This window comes from Aestuariivita sp. (assembly GCF_021404545.1).
Lineage (GTDB): Bacteria > Pseudomonadota > Alphaproteobacteria > Rhodobacterales > Rhodobacteraceae > Aestuariivita.
Map to the genome: position 1 here is coordinate 71453 of NZ_JAAWWD010000060.1, position 22967 is coordinate 94419.

The 22967-nt window shown below is 63.2% G+C and carries 21 protein-coding genes; 10 read left to right on the top strand and 11 right to left on the bottom strand.

Annotated features, from left to right (window positions below; translation table 11 throughout):
- Positions 1-4: 4 nt before the first annotated feature.
- Positions 5-685: an HAD-IA family hydrolase gene (locus HEP69_RS18005; protein WP_290559878.1), complete on the bottom strand. Its 681-nt coding sequence runs from the start codon at positions 683-685 to the stop codon at positions 5-7.
- A 131-nt stretch (positions 686-816) separates the two neighbouring features.
- On the opposite strand from HEP69_RS18005, the gene glmU reads away from it, so the two are divergent.
- Genes glmU through HEP69_RS18020 form a run of 3 tightly spaced genes read left to right on the top strand, consistent with a single transcriptional unit; the run spans position 817 to position 4721 of the window.
- A complete protein-coding gene (gene glmU, locus HEP69_RS18010; RefSeq protein ID WP_290559879.1) occupies positions 817-2172 on the top strand; it encodes a bifunctional UDP-N-acetylglucosamine diphosphorylase/glucosamine-1-phosphate N-acetyltransferase GlmU in 1356 nt (451 codons plus the stop codon).
- Positions 2172-3992 carry a glutamine--fructose-6-phosphate transaminase (isomerizing) gene (gene glmS / locus HEP69_RS18015; RefSeq protein WP_290559880.1) on the top strand — a complete coding sequence of 607 codons (1821 nt, stop codon included), beginning with the start codon at positions 2172-2174 and terminating at the stop codon, positions 3990-3992. Before glmU ends, glmS begins: the two co-directional genes overlap by 1 nt.
- Before the next feature lie 18 nt (positions 3993-4010).
- The gene (locus tag HEP69_RS18020; protein WP_290559881.1) at positions 4011-4721 is read left to right on the top strand and encodes a DNA alkylation repair protein; all 711 of its coding nucleotides are present in this window, start codon (positions 4011-4013) and stop codon (positions 4719-4721) included.
- Here the strand turns inward: HEP69_RS18020 and HEP69_RS18025 are convergent.
- Together HEP69_RS18025 and HEP69_RS18030 are read right to left on the bottom strand one after the other, a co-directional pair.
- Entirely contained in the window at positions 4691-5098 is a 408-nt protein-coding gene (locus tag HEP69_RS18025; protein WP_290559882.1) for a Rid family hydrolase, read from the bottom strand. The genes HEP69_RS18020 and HEP69_RS18025 overlap by 31 nt on opposite strands.
- Before the next feature lie 43 nt (positions 5099-5141).
- Positions 5142-5591, bottom strand: coding sequence for a hypothetical protein (locus HEP69_RS18030; RefSeq protein ID WP_290559883.1), 450 nt, complete (start codon positions 5589-5591; stop codon positions 5142-5144).
- Between the two features lie 86 nt (positions 5592-5677).
- Here HEP69_RS18030 and moaA point away from each other — a divergent pair, with 86 nt between their 5' ends.
- The 3 genes from moaA to HEP69_RS18045 are packed head-to-tail and all read left to right on the top strand — an operon-like array spanning position 5678 to position 9026.
- Positions 5678-6685: a GTP 3',8-cyclase MoaA gene (gene moaA / locus HEP69_RS18035; protein ID WP_290559884.1), complete on the top strand. Its 1008-nt coding sequence runs from the start codon at positions 5678-5680 to the stop codon at positions 6683-6685.
- Positions 6685-7986 (top strand): 3-deoxy-D-manno-octulosonic acid transferase, encoded by a 1302-nt coding sequence (locus HEP69_RS18040; protein WP_290559885.1) that lies wholly within the window; start codon positions 6685-6687, stop codon positions 7984-7986. The genes moaA and HEP69_RS18040 overlap by 1 nt, the downstream gene beginning before the upstream one ends.
- Entirely contained in the window at positions 7986-9026 is a 1041-nt protein-coding gene (locus HEP69_RS18045; RefSeq protein ID WP_290559886.1) for a glycosyltransferase family 4 protein, read from the top strand. Before HEP69_RS18040 ends, HEP69_RS18045 begins: the two co-directional genes overlap by 1 nt.
- Before the next feature lie 151 nt (positions 9027-9177).
- Here HEP69_RS18045 and HEP69_RS18050 read toward each other — a convergent pair whose 3' ends face one another.
- From HEP69_RS18050 to HEP69_RS18085, 8 genes are all read right to left on the bottom strand, one after another.
- On the bottom strand, positions 9178-10341 hold the full coding sequence (locus HEP69_RS18050; RefSeq protein WP_290559887.1) for a M20 aminoacylase family protein: 1164 nt from the start codon (positions 10339-10341) through the stop codon (positions 9178-9180).
- Between the two features lie 102 nt (positions 10342-10443).
- Positions 10444-11607 (bottom strand): M20 aminoacylase family protein, encoded by a 1164-nt coding sequence (locus HEP69_RS18055; RefSeq protein WP_290559888.1) that lies wholly within the window; start codon positions 11605-11607, stop codon positions 10444-10446.
- Between the two features lie 114 nt (positions 11608-11721).
- Complete coding sequence (locus HEP69_RS18060) at positions 11722-12885, bottom strand: M20 aminoacylase family protein (protein ID WP_290559889.1); 1164 nt, start codon at positions 12883-12885, stop codon at positions 11722-11724.
- A gap of 18 nt (positions 12886-12903) precedes the next feature.
- The gene (locus HEP69_RS18065; protein ID WP_290559978.1) at positions 12904-14070 is read right to left on the bottom strand and encodes a M20 aminoacylase family protein; all 1167 of its coding nucleotides are present in this window, start codon (positions 14068-14070) and stop codon (positions 12904-12906) included.
- A gap of 189 nt (positions 14071-14259) precedes the next feature.
- The gene (argE, locus tag HEP69_RS18070) at positions 14260-15423 is read right to left on the bottom strand and encodes an acetylornithine deacetylase (protein WP_290559890.1); all 1164 of its coding nucleotides are present in this window, start codon (positions 15421-15423) and stop codon (positions 14260-14262) included.
- Complete coding sequence (locus HEP69_RS18075; protein WP_290559891.1) at positions 15420-16127, bottom strand: SDR family oxidoreductase; 708 nt, start codon at positions 16125-16127, stop codon at positions 15420-15422. Before HEP69_RS18075 ends, argE begins: the two co-directional genes overlap by 4 nt.
- Positions 16124-16504, bottom strand: a complete 381-nt coding sequence (locus tag HEP69_RS18080) for a VOC family protein (protein ID WP_290559892.1) — start codon at positions 16502-16504, stop codon at positions 16124-16126. The genes HEP69_RS18075 and HEP69_RS18080 overlap by 4 nt, the downstream gene beginning before the upstream one ends.
- On the bottom strand, positions 16504-18324 hold the full coding sequence (locus HEP69_RS18085) for an ABC transporter ATP-binding protein (protein WP_290559893.1): 1821 nt from the start codon (positions 18322-18324) through the stop codon (positions 16504-16506). The genes HEP69_RS18080 and HEP69_RS18085 overlap by 1 nt, the downstream gene beginning before the upstream one ends.
- Before the next feature lie 269 nt (positions 18325-18593).
- On the opposite strand from HEP69_RS18085, the gene HEP69_RS18090 reads away from it, so the two are divergent.
- The 4 genes from HEP69_RS18090 (at position 18594) to HEP69_RS18105 (ending at position 22965) form a co-directional block, all read left to right on the top strand.
- Entirely contained in the window at positions 18594-20303 is a 1710-nt protein-coding gene (locus HEP69_RS18090) for a peptide ABC transporter substrate-binding protein (protein ID WP_290559894.1), read from the top strand.
- A 94-nt stretch (positions 20304-20397) separates the two neighbouring features.
- Positions 20398-21405 carry an ABC transporter permease gene (locus HEP69_RS18095; protein WP_290559895.1) on the top strand — a complete coding sequence of 336 codons (1008 nt, stop codon included), beginning with the start codon at positions 20398-20400 and terminating at the stop codon, positions 21403-21405.
- Positions 21398-22393, top strand: a complete 996-nt coding sequence (locus tag HEP69_RS18100; protein ID WP_290559896.1) for an ABC transporter permease — start codon at positions 21398-21400, stop codon at positions 22391-22393. The genes HEP69_RS18095 and HEP69_RS18100 overlap by 8 nt, the downstream gene beginning before the upstream one ends.
- Positions 22390-22965: a GNAT family N-acetyltransferase gene (locus HEP69_RS18105; protein WP_290559897.1), complete on the top strand. Its 576-nt coding sequence runs from the start codon at positions 22390-22392 to the stop codon at positions 22963-22965. Before HEP69_RS18100 ends, HEP69_RS18105 begins: the two co-directional genes overlap by 4 nt.
- Positions 22966-22967: the final 2 nt, after the last annotated feature.

The window sequence follows — 22967 nt, forward strand, 5'->3', positions numbered from 1 at the left end:
TGCGTTAAGGTTTTGCATCCGCAGGACCGATCAGACCGCTGACAACCGCTGGCAAATCGGCGAAATCGCCCAACAGCGCCTCGGGCGACAGGGCCGCCATGTCCCCGCCGGCGGGGCCGAATGTCACCAGAACGGACGGCACCCCTGCGGCGGCCGCCGTCTTGCGGTCTGTATCGCTGTCACCGATCAGGCAGGTCAGGGCCGGATCGCCTCCGGCACGTCGCGCCGCCTCGCGCAGTGGCTCTGGATCGGGCTTGCGCACCGGCAGAGTATCGGCCCCGACCATCGAGGCAAAGGCATCCCGCACACCCAGACGGCTGAGCAGTGTCTCGGCCAGCCCGGCCGGTTTGTTGGTGCAGATACCAACGCCGTAGCCCGCCGAACGGAGTGCTGCAACCGCGTCCATCGCACCGGGATAAAGCACCGTGTGATGATCAATCGCCTCGGCATAGGCGTCCAGCAAGACCGGATAATACTGCGTGACGACCGCCTCATCAAAGGCGCCCATCCGCTCCAGCCCCCGGGTCAGCATCATGCGCCCCCCGCGCAGTGCGATGCCCGCATCCCGGCCCGGCACCAGAACATCCCCCAGCCCCATCTGGCGGAAACAAACATTGGCCGCCGCGATCAGATCGCCGCTGGTATCGGCCAATGTGCCGTCCAGATCAAAGATAACCGTTCGCATGGCATTGCCCCCAATCGGCGCGTTTCCGCACGCATGTATTGCAGTCCGCAACCGGAATTGATGGCCCTTGGTGTTGCGCGCTCCTGTCAGCCGGATAAAACGGGACCAGCGAAAAGACAAAGAGAAAACACATGAGCACCGCGCTTGTCATCCTGGCCGCAGGCAAAGGCACACGGATGAACTCGGACCTGCCCAAGGTCCTGCACCCTCTGGCCCAAGCCCCGATGCTTGCCCATGCGATGCGCGCGGGGCAGGTTCTGGCGCCCGAACGCACCATCATCGTCGCAGGCCACGGGGCGGATCAGGTCACCAAAGCTGCGCACAAGATCGACGAGACCGCTCAGGTGGTGCTTCAGACCGAACAGTTGGGCACCGCCCATGCCGTGGCCCAGGCCCGCACGGCGCTGGAAGGGTTTGGGGGCGATATCATCGTGCTTTACGGTGACACGCCCTTTGTCCGGCCCGAAACGCTGCACGCAATGATGGCCGCACGCGCCGCGCATGACCTTGTGGTGCTTGGGTTCGAGGCAGCCGACGCCGGGCGCTATGGCCGTCTGGTGATGGCGGGTTCGCAACTGGCCCGCGTCGTGGAATTCAAGGATGCATCACCTCAAGAGCGGGCGATAACCCTCTGCAATAGCGGGCTTGTTGCCTGCGACGCGCAGGTTCTCTTTCGACTGATCGACGCGGTCGGCAATGACAATGCCGCTGGTGAATACTATCTGCCCGATATCGTCGCACTGGCCAGGCAGCAGGGGTTGTCCGCAACGGCCGTGACCTGTGACGAAGCCGAGACGCTGGGCATCAACACCCGCGCCGAACTGGCAGGTGCCGAGGCGCTTTTTCAAGATCGCGCGCGCCACGATCTGATGGAAGCCGGCGTCACCCTGATGGCCCCCGACACGGTGCATCTGTCGCTCGACACCGTGATCGGGCGTGATGCGGTGGTGGAGCCCAATGTCGTCTTTGGCCCGAACGTCACGGTCGAGTCCGGGGCGACAATCCGCGCGTTTTCGCATCTTGAGGGCTGCCATGTCAGCCGGGGGGCGATTGTAGGTCCCTACGCCCGCCTGCGCCCCGGCACGGAACTGGCAGAAGACACGCATATCGGCAATTTCGTCGAAATCAAGAACGCCACCTTGGCCGAAGGTGCCAAGGTCAATCACCTGAGCTATATCGGGGATGCCAGTATCGGCGCCCGAACCAATATCGGCGCGGGCACGATCACCTGCAATTACGACGGGGTGATGAAACACCGCACCGATATTGGAGAGCGGGCCTTTATCGGGTCGAATACAATGCTCGTGGCCCCTGTCACGGTCGGTGACGAGGCCATGACGGGATCGGGCAGCGTCATCACCGAGGATGTCGCGGCAGGCGCGCTCGCCCTGGCGCGGGCTCCGCAAACGGCCAGGCCCGGCGCGGCGCGCAAGCTCATAGCGATTCTGAAATCAAAAAAGAAACAACAGGGTAAGGGCCAAAGCTGATGTGCGGAATTGTTGGTGTTCTGGGCGAACACGAGGCTGCGCCCATCCTTGTCGAAGCGCTCAAACGGCTGGAATATCGCGGCTATGACAGCGCCGGCATCGCGACAATCAATGCAGGCACCCTGGACCGCCGCCGGGCGGTGGGCAAACTGGTCAATCTCAGCGATCTGCTGGTGCATGAACCGCTCGCGGGCAAGGCCGGGATCGGGCACACCCGCTGGGCCACTCATGGCGTGCCGTCTGTCGGCAACGCACACCCTCACAAGGCAGGCAAGGTGGCGGTTGTGCATAACGGGATCATCGAGAATTATCGCGAAATCCGAACCGAACTTGCCACCCATGGCATCGGGTTCGAGACCGAGACCGACACAGAGACCGTGGCCCTTCTGACCAGCCACTATATGGAGCAGGGCGCCAACGCCGCCGAAGCCGCGTTTCAGACGCTTGACCGATTGGAAGGTGCATTCGCGCTGGCCTTCCTGTTCGACGGGGAGGTCGACCTGATCGTGGCCGCGCGCAAAGGTTCTCCGCTGGCCATTGGACATGGGGATGGAGAGATGTTCGTGGGCTCCGACGCGATCGCATTGGCCCCTCTGACCGACCGGATCACATATCTGGAGGAAGGCGACCGCGCCATCGTGACCCGTGCCGGTGTCGAAATTCGCGACCAGAACGGCACCCTTGCCAACCGCCCGGTTAAGGTTGTCTCGATTGAAAACACCCGCGTTGACAAAGCCGGTCACAAGCACTTCATGGCCAAGGAGATCGCGGAACAGCCCAAGGTCGTAGGCGACGCGCTCGGGCAGTACGTCACCGCAAATGGGAACATAAACATCTCGGACAAAGCGATTGATTTTGCAGAATTTGATCGCATCGTCATGGTTGCTTGCGGGACGGCGTATTATGCCTGTCTGGTGGCCAAATACTGGTTTGAACAGATCGCACGCCTGCCGGTCGAGGTCGATATCGCCTCGGAATTCAGATATCGCGAACCGCCCATCCCCGCGCGCACGTTGGCCATCTTTGTGAGCCAGTCGGGCGAGACCGCCGACACCTTGGCCGCGCTTCGCTATTGTGTTGGAAAGGCGGACAGAATCCTGTCGATGGTGAATGTGCCCGAAAGCTCCATCGGCCGCGAAAGCGATATGTCGCTCCAGATCCATGCAGGCGTCGAGGTGAGCGTCGCGTCCACCAAGGCCTTTACCTGTCAGCTCACCGTGCTGCTGGCGCTGGCCCTCAAGGCCGCCGAGGCGGGCGGGCATTTGAGCGCCGAGGCGCGCAGCGATCACCTGTCGGCCATGCGCGGACTGCCTGCCGCGATCTCGCTGGCGCTTGATCAGACCGAGACGATCCACAAGGCCGCCCTGAGGCTGGCAGAGGCGCGTGACGTTCTCTTTCTGGGGCGCGGATTGATGTACCCCCTCGCCCTGGAAGGGGCATTAAAGCTCAAGGAACTCAGCTATATACATGCCGAAGCTTATGCATCAGGCGAGCTGAAGCATGGCCCGATCGCCCTGATCGACAAGCATATGCCGGTGGTGGTCATGGCGCCACGCGACAGCGTTTTCGACAAGACCCTCTCGAATATGCAAGAGGTCATGGCGCGCAAGGGCAAGGTCATCCTGGTCTCGGACGAGCCGGGAATTGCGGAAGCCGGAGACGAGGTGTGGAGTACGATCCGCATGCCCACTGTTGCCCCGATCCTGGCTCCGATCCTCTATGCGATACCGGCGCAGCTTTTGGCCTATCACACGGCGGTGGCCAAGGGGACAGATGTCGACCAGCCGCGCAATCTGGCCAAATCCGTGACCGTGGAGTAACCGGGAAGGATCCGACCCTTGGCCAGTCATGAGCCCTATCTGGACGCCCTGCGCGCTGTCGCCGATCCAGACCGCGCGCCGCAAATGGCTGCCTATCACAAGGCGGATCGCGTCTATCTGGGGCTGAAGAACGGGCAGATCGACGCGCTGGCCAAAGCGTGGCGACGGTCCTTGACCGTGGCGGAGCGGGTCGCACTGGCCCGTGGCCTTTGGAATACCGACATCTACGAAGCACGGTTGGCGGCGGCCAAACTTCTGACCCAAGCCCGCATCCGGCCCGATGATGCGGTTTGGGCACTGATCGCAAGCTGGGTGCCCGATTTCGACAGTTGGGCGATTGCCGATCACGCCTGTATGGCGGGCCAGCGACGGCTGATGGCAGATCCCGCGCGTCTGGATGAGGTGGAACGCTGGACCACCTCGGAGCACATGTGGACCCGGCGCGCGGCGCTTGTCATCACCCTGCCCTGGACCAAGCAAAACCACCCCAACCCCGAGGATCTGGCCCGGCGAGACCGAATCCTGGGCTGGGCGGCGGGCTATGTGCCCGACCGTGAGTGGTTCATTCAAAAGGCCATCGCCTGGTGGCTGCGCGAGCTCAGCAAACACGACGCGCCCCGGGTCGAGGCGTTTCTGGCCGCGCATGGTGCAGCACTGAAACCCTTTGCCCGGAAAGAAGCCGCCAGGTATCTCAGAAGTCAGACGTCAGAGGCGCGCCCGCCCGCATAGGCAATCGCGCGGATCTCGATCACGGCCCCTTCCCGCCGCAAACCGGCAACTTCGACGGCAGTCCATGCCGGAAACGGCGCCGTGCAATAGTGACAGCGGATCTCATCGAAACGGTCGAAATGGGCACGCAATCCAATATGATAGCTGGTCATCTCGACCAGCGCGTCAAAGCCCAGACCGGCCTCGGCCAGTATCTGCCCTATCTTGTCAAACGCGTTGCGGGTCTGTTGACCGGGATCGTCCGGCATCACTCCATCAGCCCCGCCCCCCGTCGCGCCGGTGAGAAAGAGGTAATCGCCCGCCAAAAGGCCCGGCGACATCCGCAGCGTTTCAGCCGTCTGGCGCAGGCTCTCAGGCATGATCGCACGTCTGCTCATGAACCGGGCTGGTCAAGGGCGGTTCTGCAATCGGGCATGAGGCTCAGGTCGCCTCGACCGTGACTTCGACAAGGTCCGTCAGCGACGCGCCCAACGCCTGCATCGCCCTGAGCGAAATCTGGCTGCCCGATCCAACCGGCAGATCCAGTGGCTGCAATGTGACTGCCACGACAGATCCGCGATACCGCACCTGACCGGGCCGCTCGGAGCGTACCAAAGGTGTTTTGAGCCACATGCCGCCCTGCGCCGGATCGCCCAATGAGGCCACCGTCATGCCCAGCGTCGATCCCTGACCGACAGGCGGAGGCAAGGCCGCATTGGGAAGGTTTGACCCGGCTGCCGCGTCGGTCACCGCATCGTTTTCGCCGTCCGGCTCCGGCATGGCGGGCGCCACTGTCTGCTGGCCCGGCGCGTCGGCCGGACCCGGCAGGATGGACCGCGCCAGGTCGCATCCCGGCAAAGCTAACAAGGCTAGACAACAGATCAATCGCATGGCGTCTCTTTATCCCTCCCGATCGGGTGCCGCAATTGGCAACTGTCGCCTTGCAACGCGCCGACGGGCTGAGTACCTATAGGCGCATGACCGCTCCTTTGATTGACCCGTTCGCCCGCGCGATCACCTACCTGCGCGTTTCCGTCACCGACCGGTGCGATTTCCGCTGCGTCTATTGCATGTCGGAAAACATGACCTTCCTGCCGAAGAAAGAGCTTCTGACGCTGGAAGAGCTGGATCGCATGTGTTCGACCTTTGTCAAGCTGGGGGTCGAGAAACTGCGCATCACCGGCGGCGAACCGTTGGTGCGGCGCGATATCATGACGTTTTTCCGGTCTATGACTCGGCACCTGGACAGCGGCGCACTCAAGGAACTGACGCTGACGACCAATGGCTCTCAGCTGGAGCGTTTCGCCGACGACCTCTACGATGCGGGCGTGCGGCGCATCAACGTTTCGCTCGACACGCTGGACGAGGAGAAATTCGCCGAAATCACCCGCTGGGGCCGTCTGCCGCAGGTGCTTCGCGGGATCGACGCTGCACAAAAGGCCGGTCTCAGGGTCAAGCTGAATGCGGTGGCGCTCAAGGGCTTTAACGAGGACGAGCTGCCCAAGATCACGCAATGGTGCGCCGAGCGGGGCATGGATCTGACCTGGATCGAGGTGATGCCGATGGGCGATATCGGCAATGAGGATCGCCTGGGTCAGTACTGGTCGCTCAAGGATGTGCGCAAAACCTATGAAGAGCATTATCAGGTCAGCGACCTGGCAGAACGCACCGGTGGCCCCGCCCGCTATGTGCGGCTGGAAGAGACCGGCCAGAAGATCGGCTTTATCACGCCGCTCAGCCACAATTTCTGCGAAAGCTGCAACCGGGTACGGCTGACCTGTACCGGTGAGCTTTACATGTGCCTGGGGCAGGAGGATATGGCCGATCTGCGCGCGCCGCTGCGCGATCATGTCGACACCGAGGCCCCGCTTGAGGCCGCGATTCGCGCCGCCATCGACCGCAAGCCCAAGGGCCATGATTTCGACTATTCGCGCCAGCGTCTGGATGGTCAGGTCTCGCGCCACATGAGCCACACAGGCGGCTGATGCAGCCCCAGCCCCGCAGGGCGACGGCGCTCTACCGGGTCTACCGGGGGGCGATGACAGGGCTGGCTCCGCTGATCTGGTGGGTGGTCTCACGCAAACTCAAGCACCATGGCGTCCCCGCCCTACGCATGCATGAACGGCTGGGACATGCCAGCATCGCGCGACCGGTTGGTCCTTTGGTGTGGTTTCACGGCGCCAGCGTGGGCGAAAGCCTGGCCGTGCTCAGCCTGATCGAGGCCTTGCTGGCGCGCCGTCCCGACCTGAACGTGCTGATGACCTCCGGCACCGCCACCTCTGCCGAAATCCTCGCACAGCGGATGCCGGAACGGTGCCAGCATCAATTCGTGCCGCTGGATGTCGCAGGCCCCGTGGCGCGGTTTCTGGATTACTGGCGCCCGGATGCGGGCATCTTTGTGGACAGCGAGATCTGGCCCAACATGCTGGTCATGGCACGCAGCGCGGGCACCAGGCTGGCACTGGTCAATGCGCGGCTCTCGCGGAAATCGGTGGACGGGTGGCGCAAATACCCCGAGACGAGCGCCTTTGTGCTGGATCAGTTCGACCTGATCCTGACCCAGAACCGCGACACAGCCGCAGCCCTGCGCCAGATGGGTGCGCCCGAGGACCGGCTGCGCATCGGTGTGAACCTGAAATCAACCGCCAAACCTCTCCCCGTGGATGAGTTGGAACTGGCACGGCTGCGCGGACATCTGGGTGACCGACCGCTTTGGATTGCCAGCTCCACCCATCCGGGGGAGGAGGAGGAGGTGCTCAAGGCACATTGCGCGGTTCTCAGATCTCATCCCCAGGCCTGCCTGATCCTGGTTCCCAGACATCCCCAACGGGGCGCGGAGATTGCAGAGCTGATCCAGACCGAGGGGTTGACCGCCGCCCGCCGCAGCCTTTCCGAGCCGCCGGCGCCCGGGGTGCAGGTCTATCTCGCCGATACGCTGGGGGAGTTGGGGCTGTGGTACAGTCTGGCGCAGATCGTGTTTCTGGGCGGTTCCCTGCGGGAAATCGGCGGGCATAATCCGTTTGAACCGGCCCAGTTCGGCACCGCCATCCTCACCGGCCCATATGTCACGAGCTTTCCCGAGACCTATCAGGCGTTGGCAGCCATTGACGGGGTCAGGACAGTGACGACTGCGGCCGAACTGGGCGATCAGGTATTGCGGCTCATCACACAGGACGCGGCGCGCGCGCAGATGTCGGAGGCGGCGCAGCGCTTTGCCCAGCGCGGGCAGGAGGCATTGGACCGGGTGGCCGGGGATCTTCTCTGCGTGATCGACGGAGCCGGGTGATGCCAGAGCTTTTCGTCACCAATTTCAATCGGAACTTCACCGGGGTGTCGGCCACTGCCGCCAATGTGCTGCGCCAGCAGAGGGCGGACTACGATCTGCGTCTGGTGGGCCACCCCCTGCCCGGCTGTCCGACACCGATCTCGCTGCGGCAGGCACGCGCGCTCAGCCGCACGGCTCCGCCGGGTCTCCCCTTTGCGATCTGGCATGTGCGCCGCAACCCTGAAATGCGCGCGGCAATCTGGGCGCGCGATGTATTGGGCCTGCCGATCCGCGTGGTCTTCACCTCGGCCGCGCAGCGCCGTCATTCGCTGGTCCCGCGTTGGCTGATCTCCAGAATGGATGCCGTGATCGCCACGACCGATCGCGCGGCCACGTTCGTACCGCATGTGCGCGGGATCGTCCCGCATGGCGCGGACACCGATCTCTTTACGCCCGCGCTCGACCGCGCGGCGGCCTGGACCGCGACGGGATATGGTGGCACCGCAGGCGTCGCCACCATCGGGCGCATCCGGCCAGAGAAAGGGACGGATCTGTTTGTCGATGCGATGATCCGTGCCCTGCCCGATCTGCCCGGCGTCACGGCCCTGGTGATCGGGCGCGCCACGCGGGATCACCAGAAATTCGAGCTGACCTTGAAAGATCGCGTGCAGCGCGCGGGGCTTATCGACCGGATCCGCTTTATCGGTGAGATCCCGGCACCTGAACTACCGCCCCTTATGCGCGCGCTGTCTCTGGTCATTCAGCTGCCGCGTTACGAAGGGTATGGTATGGCACCGCTCGAAGGGATGGCCTCTGGCGTGCCATTCATCGGCTCGAACGCGGGCTACTACGAGGCGTTCAGCGCACAGGGCAAGACCGGTCTGATCGTGCCACCGGACATGGCTCAGGCGGCCAGCGACGCCGCCGCCGCGCTGCTTTCGGACCCAGAGCGGCATGCCGCCATGAGCCGCGCGGCCCGGGACGTTGCCGAAAACAGCTTTAGCGCGCGGAACGAGGCGGCGGGCATCGCAGAGGTGTATCGCAGTCTTTGGGCCGGTTAAGGGCGTCAGGCCAACCCACTCCCAAAGACCGGAGACGGGCTGTCTCTGGCGTGCTCAGACATTTGATCTGCAAGATGAAGAGCGATTTGCATCCTCTTCATCTTGCTGGATAAACACCGGATAGTGAGAGGGCGGCCTTCCTGATCCGGCCTTACGCCGCTGGCATACGGGTTTCGACAATCTCTGCCCACCAGCTGCATCCGGCCGGAATCGCCTCGTCGTTAAAGTTGTACTCCGGATGATGCACCATCGCCGTGTCACCATTGCCCACCAGGATATAGGCGCCGGGGCGTTCCTCGAGCATGAAGGCGAAATCCTCGCCACCCATCACCAGGGGCGCCTCATCGCAATCGCCGGACACTTTGCGCGCGACATCCGCCGCGAAGGCGGTCTGTTCGTCACTGTTGACCATCACCGGATAGCCGCGATGATAACTGATGTCGGCGCTGCCGCCGAATGTGGCAGCGATGCCGTTGCAGATCTCCTTGATCCGGGTTTCGGCCAGCGTGCGCATCTCGGCCGACATGGTGCGCACGGTGCCCTTAAGCTGCACCCGCTGCGGGATCACGTTGAAGGCCTTGGACGATGTCTCGAACGAGGTGACCGAGACCACGACCTGATCCACCGGATCGGCATTGCGGCTGGCGATGGTTTGCAGCGCCAGAACGGTTTGCGCCGCCATCACGGTGGTATCCACGGTATCCTGCGGCTTTGCGGCATGACCGCCGCGCCCTTCGAGCGTGATATCAAACGTGTCGGTGGCCGCGAAGAACGCGCCGGGCCGGATCGCAAAGCTGCCCACGGGACGGCCCGGCCAGTTATGCATGCCGTAAACCTCCTGAATGCCCCAGCGCTCCATCATGCCATCGTCGCACATCTCCTTGCCGCCGCCGCCGCCTTCCTCGGCCGGCTGAAAGATCACCACGACAGTGCCGTCGAAATTGCGCGTCTCGGCCAGATATTTCGCCGCCCCCAGCAGCATCGCGGTATGCCCGTCATGGCCGCAGGCATGCATCGCGCCATCGGTCTTGGAGGCATAGTCGAGCCCGGTCTGCTCGTGAATGGGCAGCGCGTCCATATCCGCGCGCAACCCGATCACCCGGCCCTTGCTGTCAGATTTGCCCTTGATCACGCCGACAACACCGGTGCGCCCGATACCGGTAACCACCTCATCCAGGCCGAAGGCTTGCAGTTTTTCGGCCACCAGTGCGCTGGTGCGGTGGGTTTCGAACAGGATTTCGGGATTTTCGTGCAGATCGCGGCGCCATTCGGTGATCTCGGTCTGCAATTCTGCAAATCGGTTTTTGACAGGCATGGGTATTCTCCTTTTTGAGTGCGCGCTCAGGGCGCATTTGTTTCGGACCGTGTGACAGGGACCACGGGTTTTCAACGAAAACCCGGTTTGTCCGCACGAAGTCTAAGCCGCAGGCATGCGCCGTTCGACCAGTTCGGCGAAATAGCTGCATCCCACGGGGATGATGTCGTCGTTGAAGTTGTATTCAGGGTGATGCAATGCTGCGGTCTCTCCGTTGCCCAGAAAGATGAACGCGCCGGGTCGGGCCTGCAACATGTAAGAGAAATCCTCGCCCCCCATGATCAGCGGAGAGGTGTTGCAGCCTCCGCTGATCTCGCGGGCGATCTCGGCGGCAAAACTGGCCTGTTCCTCGGCATTCACCGTGACGGGCACCTGACGGCGGTAATCGAGCGTGGCCGTGCCGCCCATCGTGTGTGCGATACCGCTCACCACCTCGCCCATGCGCGCCTCGATCCGGTCGCGCACTTCTTCGGAATGGCTGCGCACGGTGCCGCGCAGCGTCGCGCGGTCGGGGATCACGTTGAACGCATGCGAGGAGGTGTCGACGGCTGTAAAGGACAGCACGGCCTCCTCAACCGGGTCCATGTTGCGCGACACAACCGTCTGCATGGCCACGATCATCTGGCTGGTCAGCACGGTGGTGTCGACCGTCTCTTGCGGTTTGGCCGCGTGCCCGCCGCGCCCCTGAACGGTGATCTCAAAGAAATCGACAGCTGCCATCAGCGCCCCGGGGCGGATCGCAAACTGTCCCGCGGGCAGACCCGGAGAGTTATGCAGGCCATAAACCTCCTGAATGCCCCACCGCTCCATCATGCCATCCTCGACCATGGCAAGCGCGCCATTGCCACCCTCCTCCGCCGGCTGGAAGATCACGACCACGGTGCCGTCGAAATTGCGCGTCTCGGTCAGGTACCGGGCCGCGCCCAGCACCATCGCGGTGTGCCCGTCATGACCGCAGGCATGCATCGCACCGGGAATGGTGGAGGCATAGTCGAGCCCGGTCTGTTCTTGCATCGGCAACGCGTCCATATCCGCGCGCAGCCCGATTACCGATCCCTTGGTGTCGGTCTTGCCGCGGATCACGCCCACGACCCCTGTGCGTCCGATGCCCGTCACCACCTCGTCACAGCCGAAATCGCGCAGCTTGTCGGCCACCAGCGCACTGGTGCGGTGGGTATCGTAGAGGATCTCGGGATGCGCATGGATATCGCGGCGCCATGCGGTGATATCGGCATGCAGATCGGCGAGGCGGTTCTTGACGGGCATGGCTTGGGGTCCTTTTCGTGGTCGACTGGGTGTTCTCGTTTTTCAGGTGGCGCGTTCCGCAGGTTTTCTTCGGTGACCCACTCTGGCCGCATATCGCGGGGCGGACAGGTGCCGCTACATCAGCGGCATCCGTGTTTCGGCAAGTTCGGCGTACCAGCTCACGCCCGCCGGAATGATCTCATCGTTAAAGTCATAGGCCGGGTTGTGCAAATCGGCGCTGTCGCCATTGCCGATGAAAAGATAGGCGCCCGGACGTTCGGCCAGCATGTCCGAGAAATCCTCTCCCGGCATCACCGGATCGAGATCGCGGATCACATCGCCGGCGACCCGTCGCGCCACATCCGCGGCGCGCGCGGCGGCGTCGGGGTCGTTGATCGTGGCGCCCACCTGATTGGTATAATCGACCACCGCGCTGGCCCCGTAGGCGGCCGCCGTGGCCTCGGCAATCGCCGTCAGCCGCGTGACAATCATCTCCTGCACCTGCGGCTCCAGATACCGCACCGTGCCTTTCAGCGTCACGGTATCGGGGATCACGTTGAACGTATCGGTATCCGACCGGATGCCGCCAATGGACAAAACCATGGTTTTCAGCGGGTCGAGATTGCGCGCCGCGATGGATTGCACCGCCACCACGGTGGCCGAGGCCGCAAGGGACGTGTCCACCGCCAGATGCGGCAGCGCCGCATGGCCGCCGCGCCCCTTGACGGTGATGGTGAAGTAATCCACCGCTCCCATCTGCGGACCGTCGCGCACCGCGAAGGCCCCCGCGGGCAGACCGGGCCAGTTATGCATGCCATAGACCTCGTCGATGGACCACCGTTCCATCAGCCCATCGGCGATCATCGCGCGGGCCCCGCCGCTGCCTTCCTCGGCCGGTTGAAAGATCACCACGACTGTGCCCGCGAAATTCCGCGTCTCGGCCAGATACCGCGCCGCGCCCAAGAGCATCGCGGTGTGCCCGTCATGGCCGCAGGCATGCATCTTGCCCGGGCTTTGCGAAGCATGGGGCGCGCCGGTCGCCTCCTCGATCGGCAGAGCGTCCATATCGGCGCGAAACCCGATCACGCGATCGCCCGGTGCGCGGCCTTTGATGACGCCCACCACACCGGTTCGACCGATGCCCGTGGCCACCTCATCGCATCCGAAAGCGGCAAGCCTTTCGGCGACCAAGGCGCTGGTGCGATGTTCCTCAAACCGCAATTCGGGGTTGCTGTGCAGATCGCGCCGCCAGGCCGTCACTTCGGCATGCATATCCGCAATGCGGTTCTTGATGGGCATGGGGGTCCTCCGGGTCTGTCAGGCGGCGGGCATCCGGCGTTCGACCAGTTCCACAAACCAGCTGGAGCCTGCCGGGATCGCCTCGTCATCAAAGACATAGGCCGGGTGGTGGCATTGCGCCGTGTCGCCATTGCCCAGGAACATATACGCGCCCGGGCGTTCTTCCAGCATATAGGCGAAATCCTCGGACGGCATAATCGGGTCAACATCGTCGATGACATCGCCCGCCACGGCCCTCGCCGCGTCGGCGGCAAAGGCGGTCTGGTCGTCGTGATTGACCGTCACCGGATAGCCGGAGGTCCAGACGACCTCGGCGGTCGCACCGAAGGCGGCCGCCGTGCCGGCCACAATCGCATTCACCCGTTCCTGGGCCAGCGCGCGGCATTCGCTATCGAGCGTGCGTACGGTGCCTTCCAGGATCGCCTGATGCGCGATGATGTTCGAAGCTGAGCTGTCTGTGTTGAACGTCCCGACCGTGAGGACCACGCGCTTGATCGGATCAATGGTTCGGCTGACCACAGATTGCAGCGACACCACGATCTGGGAAGCCACGAGCGTTGTGTCAACCGCATCATGGGGTGCGGCTGCGTGGCCGCCCTTGCCGGTGACGGTGATCTCGAACTCGTCAGAGGATGCCAAAAGCGCACCGGGCCGGATCGCGAAGCTGCCGGTCGGCACACCGGGGGCGTTATGCAGGCCATACACCTCCTGAATGCCCCAGCGCGCCATCAGACCATCGTCGCACATCGCCTTGGCGCCTGCTCCGCCCTCTTCGGCAGGCTGGAAGATGAACACCGCGGTGCCATCGAAATTGCGTGTCTCGGCCAGGTATTTCGCGGCCCCCAGCAGGATCGAGGTATGCCCGTCATGACCGCAAGCATGCATCTTGCCCGGCACCTTCGAGGCATAGTCCACCCCTGAGGCTTCGTGGATCGGCAGCGCGTCCATATCCGCGCGCAGACCGATCACCCGGCCGGATGTGTCGGTCTTGCCCTTGATAACCGCCACGACGCCGGTTTTTCCGATACCGGGGGTGATCTCGTCCACGCCCATCTCTTTGAGCCGCTCGGCGACAAAGGCAGCCGTTTCATGCACCTCGTAAAGCAGTTCGGGGTTTTCATGCAGATGCCTGCGCCACCCGGTGATTTCCGGGTGCAGTTCGGCCAGACGGTTTCGGATCGGCATTGGCATGTCCTCCCTCATTTGACCGCGCTACCCTGCCCGACAGGCAAGGGAGCCGCAAGGGCCGCACGCGCGGATGACACCGCGCCTTCAATGCCGGGATGAGACCGGCCCGGTTCCTGCCGATCTGAGGTTGACCGGTTCGGCAAACGGGGTCTGCGTCATCGCCGACACCACCGCGCCGCGGATCGCTTATGCCAACCTTTTGAGCAGCGCGCGCATAAATTCAACGCCTGCGTTGAACTGCGCGACCGAGACAAACTCATTGGGCTGGTGCGCCTGCGCGATATCGCCCGGCCCGCAGACCACCGCAGAATAGCCTGCGGCCTGAAACTGCCCGGCCTCGGTTCCGTAGCTGACCACATGGGTGCCATTGTCACCAGTAATCGCGCGAGCCAGCGCTTCGGCCTGGCCCTCCTCTTCCGGGCGCAGGGCGGGCACATGGAAGCGTTCGGTCACGTCGATCCGCGCCTCGGGGTGGACGGCCCGCATATCGGCCTCGACCGCGCGGATGCGGGTGACGATGCGATCCCGCCAGACCTTCGGATCGCTGTCGGGCACCGCGCGATAGCCGATATCGAAGGTGCAGTGCTTGGCCGTGATGTTCTGCGCCGTCCCGCCCGAGATCGTGCCGGTATGAAGCGAGGTCCAGGGCGGATCGAACATCGCCGCCACGGTCGAGGGCGCGCGCGCGCGTTCCTCCTCATTGACGTGATTGGCCCAGTCGATGATGCGCGCAGCCTCCATGATCGCGTTCACACCTGTGTGCATGATCGACGAGTGCACCTCGAACCCCCAGACCTCGACGGCAAAGCCCTGCCCGCCCTTGTGGCCGGTGACCGCCCTCATCATCGACGGCTCCCCCACGATGACCGCACCGCCCTTGGGCAGAACGGGCTGCATCGCCTCGATCATCGGAGGTGCGCCGGTGCAGCCGACCTCTTCGTCGAAACTCAACGCCAGTTGCAGCGGGCGTGTAACGCCGCGATGATGCGCCTCGACCAGGGCCCAGATCGCAAGCGCGTCGAAGCCTTTCATGTCGCAGGTGCCGCGCCCGTAATACTTGCCGTTCCGCTCCACCACCTCGAACGGATCGCTGTCCCAGGGTTGCCCGTCCACCGGCACCACATCGGTATGGCCGGACAGGACAACCGCTCCCTCTTCCCATGGTCCGACATGGGCAAAAAGGGCCGCCTTGTGCGGTTGGTTCGGGTCCGGCCAGCGATGGGCTGTGATCCCGTGAGTGCCAAGATAGCGTTCGACCCAGTCGATCAGCGGCAGGTTGGTGTCGCGGCTGACAGTGGGGAACGAGACCAGCTTTTGCATGATCTCATAGGCAGAGAGGCGGTCTGTCACAGCCGGTATCCTCCGGAAACGGTCAGCACCTCGCCCGTGATGAACTCTGCCTGATCGCTCGCCAGAAACCGCACGGCCTTTGAAATATCCTCGGGCGTGCCGATACGGCCCAGGGCGGTCATGTCCACGAAAGCCTGTGTCAAATCTGGCGGGCGCGGGTCTTCGGCGATGTTGATGGCACCCGGAGCCACGGCGTTGACGCGGATGCCTCTGGGGCCCAACTCCTTGGCCATGGCGCGGGTCCACAGGTCAAGCGCGGCCTTGCTAGCCCCGTAAAGCGCGGCGCCCTGCGGCGGCAACACCGCGTTGACCGACGAGATATTGATCACCGCCGCACCCGGTTGCAGATGCGCCAGAGCGGCAGCCAACAGGCCATGCGGCGCCAGCAGATTGACATCAAGAATAGCGCGGTAAGCGTCCTGATCGAACTGATCCACTTTGGAGTGTGCGATGGCACCGGCATTGTTGACCAGCACGTCCAATCTGCCAAAGCGGTCGATAATTGCGGCGATCACGTCTGCCGCGCTCTGCGGTTCGGAGAGATCGGCCTGAATGGCCAGGCTTTCGGCAGGCGTCGTGCCCGGAGCAGTCGTGTTCCAGGTGATGGCGACCCGATGATCGCGCGCCAGGTCCGCCGCGATCACCCGACCAATCCCCCGGGCGGCGCCGGTCACCAGTGCGACAGGCGTCTCAGGCCCGGTCATCGGTCAATCGCCTGGCCAAAGAACACCAGCGTGCAATCCTCGTCGAGGACGTGAAATTCGCGCTGGCCATAGTCCTGATCAAAGGGGCCCCGCACACGCCCTTCTGGCAATGTGCTCAGCCCCGGTTCGAGACTGCGATAAAGCGCGTCAATCCCCTCGACATCTATATAGAACGACATCTCCCGCTCGGGCGCTGTCAGATCAATGCCTGCGGCGACCTCGATCAAACGGATCGCCACATCGCCGCGCTGCAAAAACGCGTAATTCTGGGCCTGAAACCCCACGGTAAAGCCCAGCAGATCGCAGTAAAACCCGACCTGACGCGCCAGCGTGCTGCACGGAACAAACGGGGTGATCCGCGCCAGCCGGTACGCCATCAATACCCGCTATCGGTGGTCAGCACGAAATGCCCCGGCTCGACCTCATCGTATTCGGACGGCGCGGGCTCATAGCCGATGGGATGAATGGGCGACGGGATCGGTTTGAAATTGAGATCCTTTTCGGCCTTGCGCTTGCGCGGATCGGCGATGGGTACGGCCTTCATCAATGCCTGGGTATAAGCATGCTGGGGGTTCTCGAACACGCGGGCGCGCGGCCCCATCTCGACGATGCGACCCAGATACATCACGCCCACATCATGGCTGACCCGTTCGACCACGGCCATGTCGTGGCTGATAAACAGATAGCTCAGCCCCAGATCGGCCTGAAGCTCCATCATCAGGTTCAGGACCTGCGCCTGCACCGACACGTCCAGAGCCGAAACCGCCTCATCCGCGATGATCAACTTGGGGTTCAGCGCCAGCGCACGGGCAATCGCGATCCTTTGCCGCTGGCCACCCGACATCTCATGCGGGTACCGGCGCATGAAGCTGCGCGGCAGATGCACCCGGTCAAAAAGGCTGGCGACGCGGTCCTGCAACTCGGACCCGGACGCGATATTGTAATTGCGCATCGGCTCGGAGACCTGGTCCATCAGTTGCATCTGCGGGTTGAGCGACGCAAACGGATCCTGGAAGATCATCTGCATATCCAGACGTGCGCGGCGCAGCCCGCCGGTATCCAGCTTCATCACGTCGGTGCCGTCGATGTCGATCTGGCCCGACTGAGGTTCGACCAGACGCAGGATCGACCGACCGGCGGTGGATTTTCCACACCCCGATTCGCCCACAAGGCTGAGCGTGCGGCCCTTGTTGAGGGTAAACGACACATCCTCGACCGCGTGGACATTTGCCACCGTGCGGCGAAAGAACCCACCCTTGACCGGAAACCGCGTGGTCAGGTTCTTGACGGTCAGCAGAACCTCGTCGGTGCCGGGGATCGGCTCGATCTTCTGGCCCTCGACGCCCAGCAGTTTCATCGGTTCGGGGCAGGCTTTGCCGCGCATCTCGCCCAGTTTCGGGACGGCCGCCAGCAGCGCCTTGGTGTAATCGTGCTTGGGGTTCTCGAAAATCTCCTCGACGGGCCCTTCCTCGACCTTGTTGCCACGGTACATGACCACCACGCGGTCGGCCATCTGGGCCACGACAGCCATATCGTGGGTGATGAACATCACCGCCGTGCCCGTCTCGCGTTTGAGCCGGTCCATTAGCGCCAGGATCTCGGCCTGGATCGTCACATCAAGCGCGGTCGTCGGCTCATCCGCGATCAAGAGCCGCGGCTCGCAGGCCAGCGCCATGGCGATGACCACCCGCTGGCGCATACCGCCAGACAGCTCATGCGGATATTGTTGCAGGCGCCGCTCCGGTTCGGGAATGCGCACCTGCCTGAGCAGCTCCAATGCGCGTGCTTCCGCCTCGCGCTGGGTCAGACCCTTGTGCAGGCGCAGCCCTTCGGTCAACTGCCGTCCGACGGTAAAGACCGGGTTGAGCGCGGTCATCGGCTCCTGAAAGATCATACCGATCTCATTGCCGCGAATACCGCGCATCACCTCCTGACCGGCCGTGGCCAGATCGAACTCGGACCCATCGCGCCGGTCGAACATCAATTGTCCCCCGGCAATGGCCCCGCCGCCAAACTCCACCAGCCGCATCAGCGACAGCGACGAGACCGACTTGCCGGACCCGGATTCGCCCACGACACAGACGGTTTCTCCGGGGTGGATATCGAATGAAACGTCCTCGACCCCCACGACCGGTCCGTCCTTGGTCTGAAACTCGACCCTCAGTCCCTTGATCTGTGCAATCGCGTGATCCAGCACCTGCCGTCCCCTTTATCAGTCACCCCGAAACGCTAAGACTACGCGCTAGGCAGTGTCAAACCAATCGCGCGGATTTCCCAACGGCAAGGCTTGCATTTTTCCAAAACTCTGTTTCGATGAACAGGTACCCGTTTAGGCAGGCGGCGCGGCTTGGTAGCACCATCTGGTATTACGCAAGCTTCTCAGTTACTTGCCACAAGAACGGCAACAACGGGCCCGCAGAGTATGCGGCCAGTAACGGGACCAACGTGTCCGACATGGAGTGATAAATGAAACTCAAGACCCTTTTGATGGGTGCAATTGCGTCCGCCGCATTTGCCCCCGCCGCCTTTGCCGAGCGCGGTTCGGACGGCAATGTCAGCATTATCTATTGGCAAGCGCCATCGATTCTGAACCCGTTCCTGTCGGGCGGCACCAAGGATGTGGAATCCGCCTCATTGGTGATCGAACCGCTGGCGCGGTACAATCAAGATGGCGAGCTGGTGCCCTGGCTGGTGGACGAAGTGCCCACCGTCGCCAATGGCGGCGTGAACCAAGAGCTGACCCAGATCACGTGGAACATCACGCCCGGTATCCTGTGGTCTGATGGCACGCCCTTCACCTCGGCGGATGTGAAATTCACCTATGATTATTGCACCCACCCCGATGGCGGCTGTGCGCAGGTCACCAAGTTTGAAGGGGTCGAAAGCGTGGAAACGCCCGACGACCTGACCGTCATCGTGAACTTCGCCCAGCCGACGCCGTTCCCCTACGGACCCTTCGTCGGCGGCGAGAGCCCGATCCTGCAAGCCGCGCAATTTGCCGATTGCTTGGGCGCACGCGCCCCTGAATGCACCGAGCAGAACTTCAACCCAATCGGCACCGGCCCCTTTGTCGTGGATGAGTTCAAGCCCAACGACGTGATCACCATGTCGGCCAATCCCAACTTTCGCGATCCGTCCAAACCGGCCTTTGCGACGCTGACCTTCAAGGGCGGCGGCGATGCCACGGCGGCGGGCCGCGCGGTGATGGAGACGGGCGAGTTCGACTATGCCTGGAACCTGCAACTGGCGCCCGACGTGATCGCGCAGATGGAAGCGGGCGGCAAAGGCACTCCGGTGGCAGGCTTTGGCCCGCTGGTCGAGCGGATCAAGCTCAATAACACCAATGCCGATCCCTCCCTGCCCGAAGGCGAGCGTTCGACTGCGATGCATCCGCACCCGTTCCTGCGCGACCCGGCGGTCTATAACGCCATGTCGCTGGCCATCGACCGGCCGCTGCTGGTGGAAATCGGCTATGGCCAGGCGGGTCGTGTAACCTGCAACTGGGTCCCTGCCCCGGCCGCCGTGAACTCTGACACCTTCACCTGCGACACGCAGGATATCGAAGCGGCCAAGGCGATGCTGGAAGAGGCAGGATATGTCGACACCAATGGTGACGGCATCCGCGAAACGCCTGATGGGCAAGAGATGCGGATCCTCTACCAGACCTCGACCAACGCTGTGCGCCAGGACTTCCAGGCGCTGATCAAGCAGTGGTGGAGCGAGATCGGCATTGACGCCGAACTGCGCAACGTGAACGCATCCGTCTTCTTTGGCGGTGACCCGGGCTCGCCCGACACCTTCCAGAAGTTCTATGCCGATGTGCAGATGTACGCCAACACCTTCAACGGCACCGATCCGCAGTCCTATTTGGGCAACATGCTCTGCGACAAGGCCCCGCGCCCGGAAACGCAGTGGCAGGGCGAAAACATCGCGCGGTTCTGCATGGAAGAGTATGACGCGCTGCATGCGACACTGACCACCACCGCCGGCGCGGAGGAACGCGCGGCGATTGCCCGCCAGCTCAACGACATGGCCGTCGGCAATGGCGCAATGATCCCGCTGGTGCATCGCGGTCGTCTTTCGGCCCATGCCAACACGCTGGGTGGCGTCATCCTGAACGTGTGGGACAGCGAGCTTTGGAACGTGGCGGACTGGTATCGCCTCGAAGGGTCCTAAGCCCCTTGTGATCTCAGGTGCGACCCCGGCATTTCGCGGGGTCGCACCTCATTTCATCCAATAAGAACAGACTAATCTGCAAAGGCGCCCTTGAATGCTGACCTTTACGATCAGGCGGCTAGTCCTGGCCATTCCGACGCTTTTGTTCATCAGTTTGGTGATCTTCCTTCTGCTGGAGCTTGCCCCCGGCGATCCCATGGCGCAGGTGCCGCTTACCGTGCCGCCGGAAGTCAAAGAACGCATGCGCGAAGCGCTGGGACTGGGCCAGCCCTGGCCGATCCGCTACTGGAAATGGCTGGTGCAGTTCTTCTGGATCGAGCCGCAGGTCCTGATCGATTATTATTTCGGCACCACATTCAGTGCCGATGATCTGCGGGTGATCAGCTGGCAGACCCGCTCGCCGGTGATGGACATCGTGGTGCAGCGTCTGCCCCAGACCCTGTGGGTCGTGGGCACTGCCTATGTGGTGGGGATCCTGATCGCCCTGCCGGTGGGCATCTACTCGGCCTACAGGCAGTATTCGTGGTTCGACAATGCTGGTACCTTTGTAACCATGGTCGGCTTTTCGGTGCCGCCATTCTTCTCCGGCGTTCTGGTGATCGTGATCTTTTCGGTGCAACTGGGCTGGTTCCCGTCGATCTATGACACCACGCTCAGGGTGACCGATTGGGACAGTTTGGTCCTCCAGCTGCAACAGATGGTCATGCCGGTGATGGTGCTGGCCCTTCAGATCACGTCCCAGATCAGCCGGTTCATGCGCGCCTCAATGCTGGACAATCTCAACCAGGATTACGTGCGCACCGCCCGCGCCAAAGGTCTGCGCGAGAAATCGGTGGTTCTGGTGCATGTGCTGCGCAATTCGATGATCCCGGTTGTCACGGTCATCGCGCTGGGTATTCCGGGCATCTTTGGCGGTGCGATCATCACCGAACAGGTGTTCAAGGTGAACGGCATCGGCCAGCTTCTGATCACCGCCATTCAGGCCAATGACCTGCCGATGGTGCAGACCCTGACCTTTATCTTTGCGGTGCTGATCGTGCTCTTCAACCTCATCGCAGACGTGCTTTACGGGCTGCTTGACCCGAGGATCCGCTATGACTGACCCCGCAGCCGAGATTCATTATGACGATAAGGGCGTTGTCGAGGCAATCCCGACCAGACCGCCGCGCAGCCAATGGGCCGAGGTCTGGCAACAGCTCAAGGCCCACAAGGGCGCGATGGCGGGGGCGTATCTGTTTATCTTCATCGTGCTCGCGGTGATGGTCGGCCCCTTTATCTGGCATGCCGACCCGCAGTTCCTGCCACAGGGGCGTGACTTCATCAATCTGCGCGATACACGGCCCATCTATACGGCGCTGTGGGACAGCGGCGCCAAGGTGAACTGGGCCCATCCGCTGGGCACCGACAATCTGGGACGCGACACGCTGGCGCGGCTTTTGTCGGGCGGTCGGGTGTCGATTGCCGTGGGTCTGACGGCGATGGTGCTGTCGATCCTGTTGGGCACGCTGGTGGGCGTGGTCGCGGGGTTCTTTCGCAAGTTCGACGGCCCGCTGATGCGCCTGACCGACCTCTTCCTCGCGCTGCCCCTGCTGCCGCTGATCCTGGTGGCCTCACTGTTGTTCCGCGAACCGCTGTCAAATACCTTTGGCACCGAGGGGGGCATCTTTATACTTATCGTGGCCCTGATCGGGATCACCTCATGGATGCAGACCGCGCGGATCGTGCGCGGCGATGTTCTGGCCCTGAAAGAGCGTGAGTTCGTCCTGGCCGCCCGGTCCGTGGGCACAAACCCGATCCAGTTGATGATCCGCCACCTGCTGCCCAATGTGCTGTCGCCGATCATGGTGTCGGCCACGCTGGGCATTGCCACGGCGATCATCACCGAAAGCGCCCTGTCGTTCCTGGGCTTTGGTTTCCCCCCCGATTTTCCGACCTGGGGGCGGCTGTTGAATGACAGCGTGGACCGCATGGTTCTTTATCCAGAACGGGTGATTTGGCCGGGGCTGCTGATCTCGCTCACCGTGCTTAGCGTGAACTATCTGGGCGACGGTCTGCGCGACGCGCTGGACCCGCGCATCCGGGGTCGGTGAGCGTTCACACAGAGCCGGTGACCCCGGATCGCTGGGGCGATCTGGAAACCCTGTTTGAGGAAGCCAGTGCGACGCGCAATTGCTGGTGCATGTGGTGGCGGATCGCGGGCACTGCCTGGCGCGACACCGACAAGGGATCGCGTAAGCAGTCATTCTCGGCTCTGGTCGCCACAGGCCCGCCGCCGGGCCTGCTGGCCTATGACAAGGCTATGCCAATTGGATGGGTCCAGATCACGCCCCGCGCGGTCCTGCCCCGCTTTAACGCCGCGCGCACGGCCAAACCCGACACGGACGCGGATCTGGATGCTGTCTGGGCGCTGTCGTGTTTCTATATCGCGCGCAGTCACCGGCGCACCGGAGTGATGGCCCGGCTGGCGCAAGACGCCTGCCTCTGGGCGGCCAGGCAGGGCGCGCACAGCGTCGAGGCCGCCGCCCTGCGCCCCGGCAAACCGCTGCAATGGAGCGACGGCTATACCGGCCTTTCCAGCGCGCTGACCAGGGCAGGATTTGAAACCGTCGAACCGCGCGGCACCCGGCGCGTGCTGATGCGCTGGCATCCCCGCACGGCTTGACG

Coding starts and splice junctions, on each gene's coding strand:
- HEP69_RS18005 (WP_290559878.1), bottom strand. CDS start 685: ATGCGAACGGTTATCTTTGATCTGGACGGCACATTGGCCGATACCAGC.
- glmU (WP_290559879.1), top strand. CDS start 817: ATGAGCACCGCGCTTGTCATCCTGGCCGCAGGCAAAGGCACACGGATG.
- glmS (WP_290559880.1), top strand. CDS start 2,172: ATGTGCGGAATTGTTGGTGTTCTGGGCGAACACGAGGCTGCGCCCATC.
- HEP69_RS18025 (WP_290559882.1), bottom strand. CDS start 5,098: ATGAGCAGACGTGCGATCATGCCTGAGAGCCTGCGCCAGACGGCTGAA.
- HEP69_RS18030 (WP_290559883.1), bottom strand. CDS start 5,591: ATGCGATTGATCTGTTGTCTAGCCTTGTTAGCTTTGCCGGGATGCGAC.
- moaA (WP_290559884.1), top strand. CDS start 5,678: ATGACCGCTCCTTTGATTGACCCGTTCGCCCGCGCGATCACCTACCTG.
- HEP69_RS18040 (WP_290559885.1), top strand. CDS start 6,685: ATGCAGCCCCAGCCCCGCAGGGCGACGGCGCTCTACCGGGTCTACCGG.
- HEP69_RS18045 (WP_290559886.1), top strand. CDS start 7,986: ATGCCAGAGCTTTTCGTCACCAATTTCAATCGGAACTTCACCGGGGTG.
- HEP69_RS18050 (WP_290559887.1), bottom strand. CDS start 10,341: ATGCCTGTCAAAAACCGATTTGCAGAATTGCAGACCGAGATCACCGAA.
- HEP69_RS18055 (WP_290559888.1), bottom strand. CDS start 11,607: ATGCCCGTCAAGAACCGCCTCGCCGATCTGCATGCCGATATCACCGCA.
- HEP69_RS18060 (WP_290559889.1), bottom strand. CDS start 12,885: ATGCCCATCAAGAACCGCATTGCGGATATGCATGCCGAAGTGACGGCC.
- HEP69_RS18065 (WP_290559978.1), bottom strand. CDS start 14,070: ATGCCGATCCGAAACCGTCTGGCCGAACTGCACCCGGAAATCACCGGG.
- HEP69_RS18075 (WP_290559891.1), bottom strand. CDS start 16,127: ATGACCGGGCCTGAGACGCCTGTCGCACTGGTGACCGGCGCCGCCCGG.
- HEP69_RS18080 (WP_290559892.1), bottom strand. CDS start 16,504: ATGGCGTACCGGCTGGCGCGGATCACCCCGTTTGTTCCGTGCAGCACG.
- HEP69_RS18090 (WP_290559894.1), top strand. CDS start 18,594: ATGAAACTCAAGACCCTTTTGATGGGTGCAATTGCGTCCGCCGCATTT.
- HEP69_RS18095 (WP_290559895.1), top strand. CDS start 20,398: ATGCTGACCTTTACGATCAGGCGGCTAGTCCTGGCCATTCCGACGCTT.
- HEP69_RS18100 (WP_290559896.1), top strand. CDS start 21,398: ATGACTGACCCCGCAGCCGAGATTCATTATGACGATAAGGGCGTTGTC.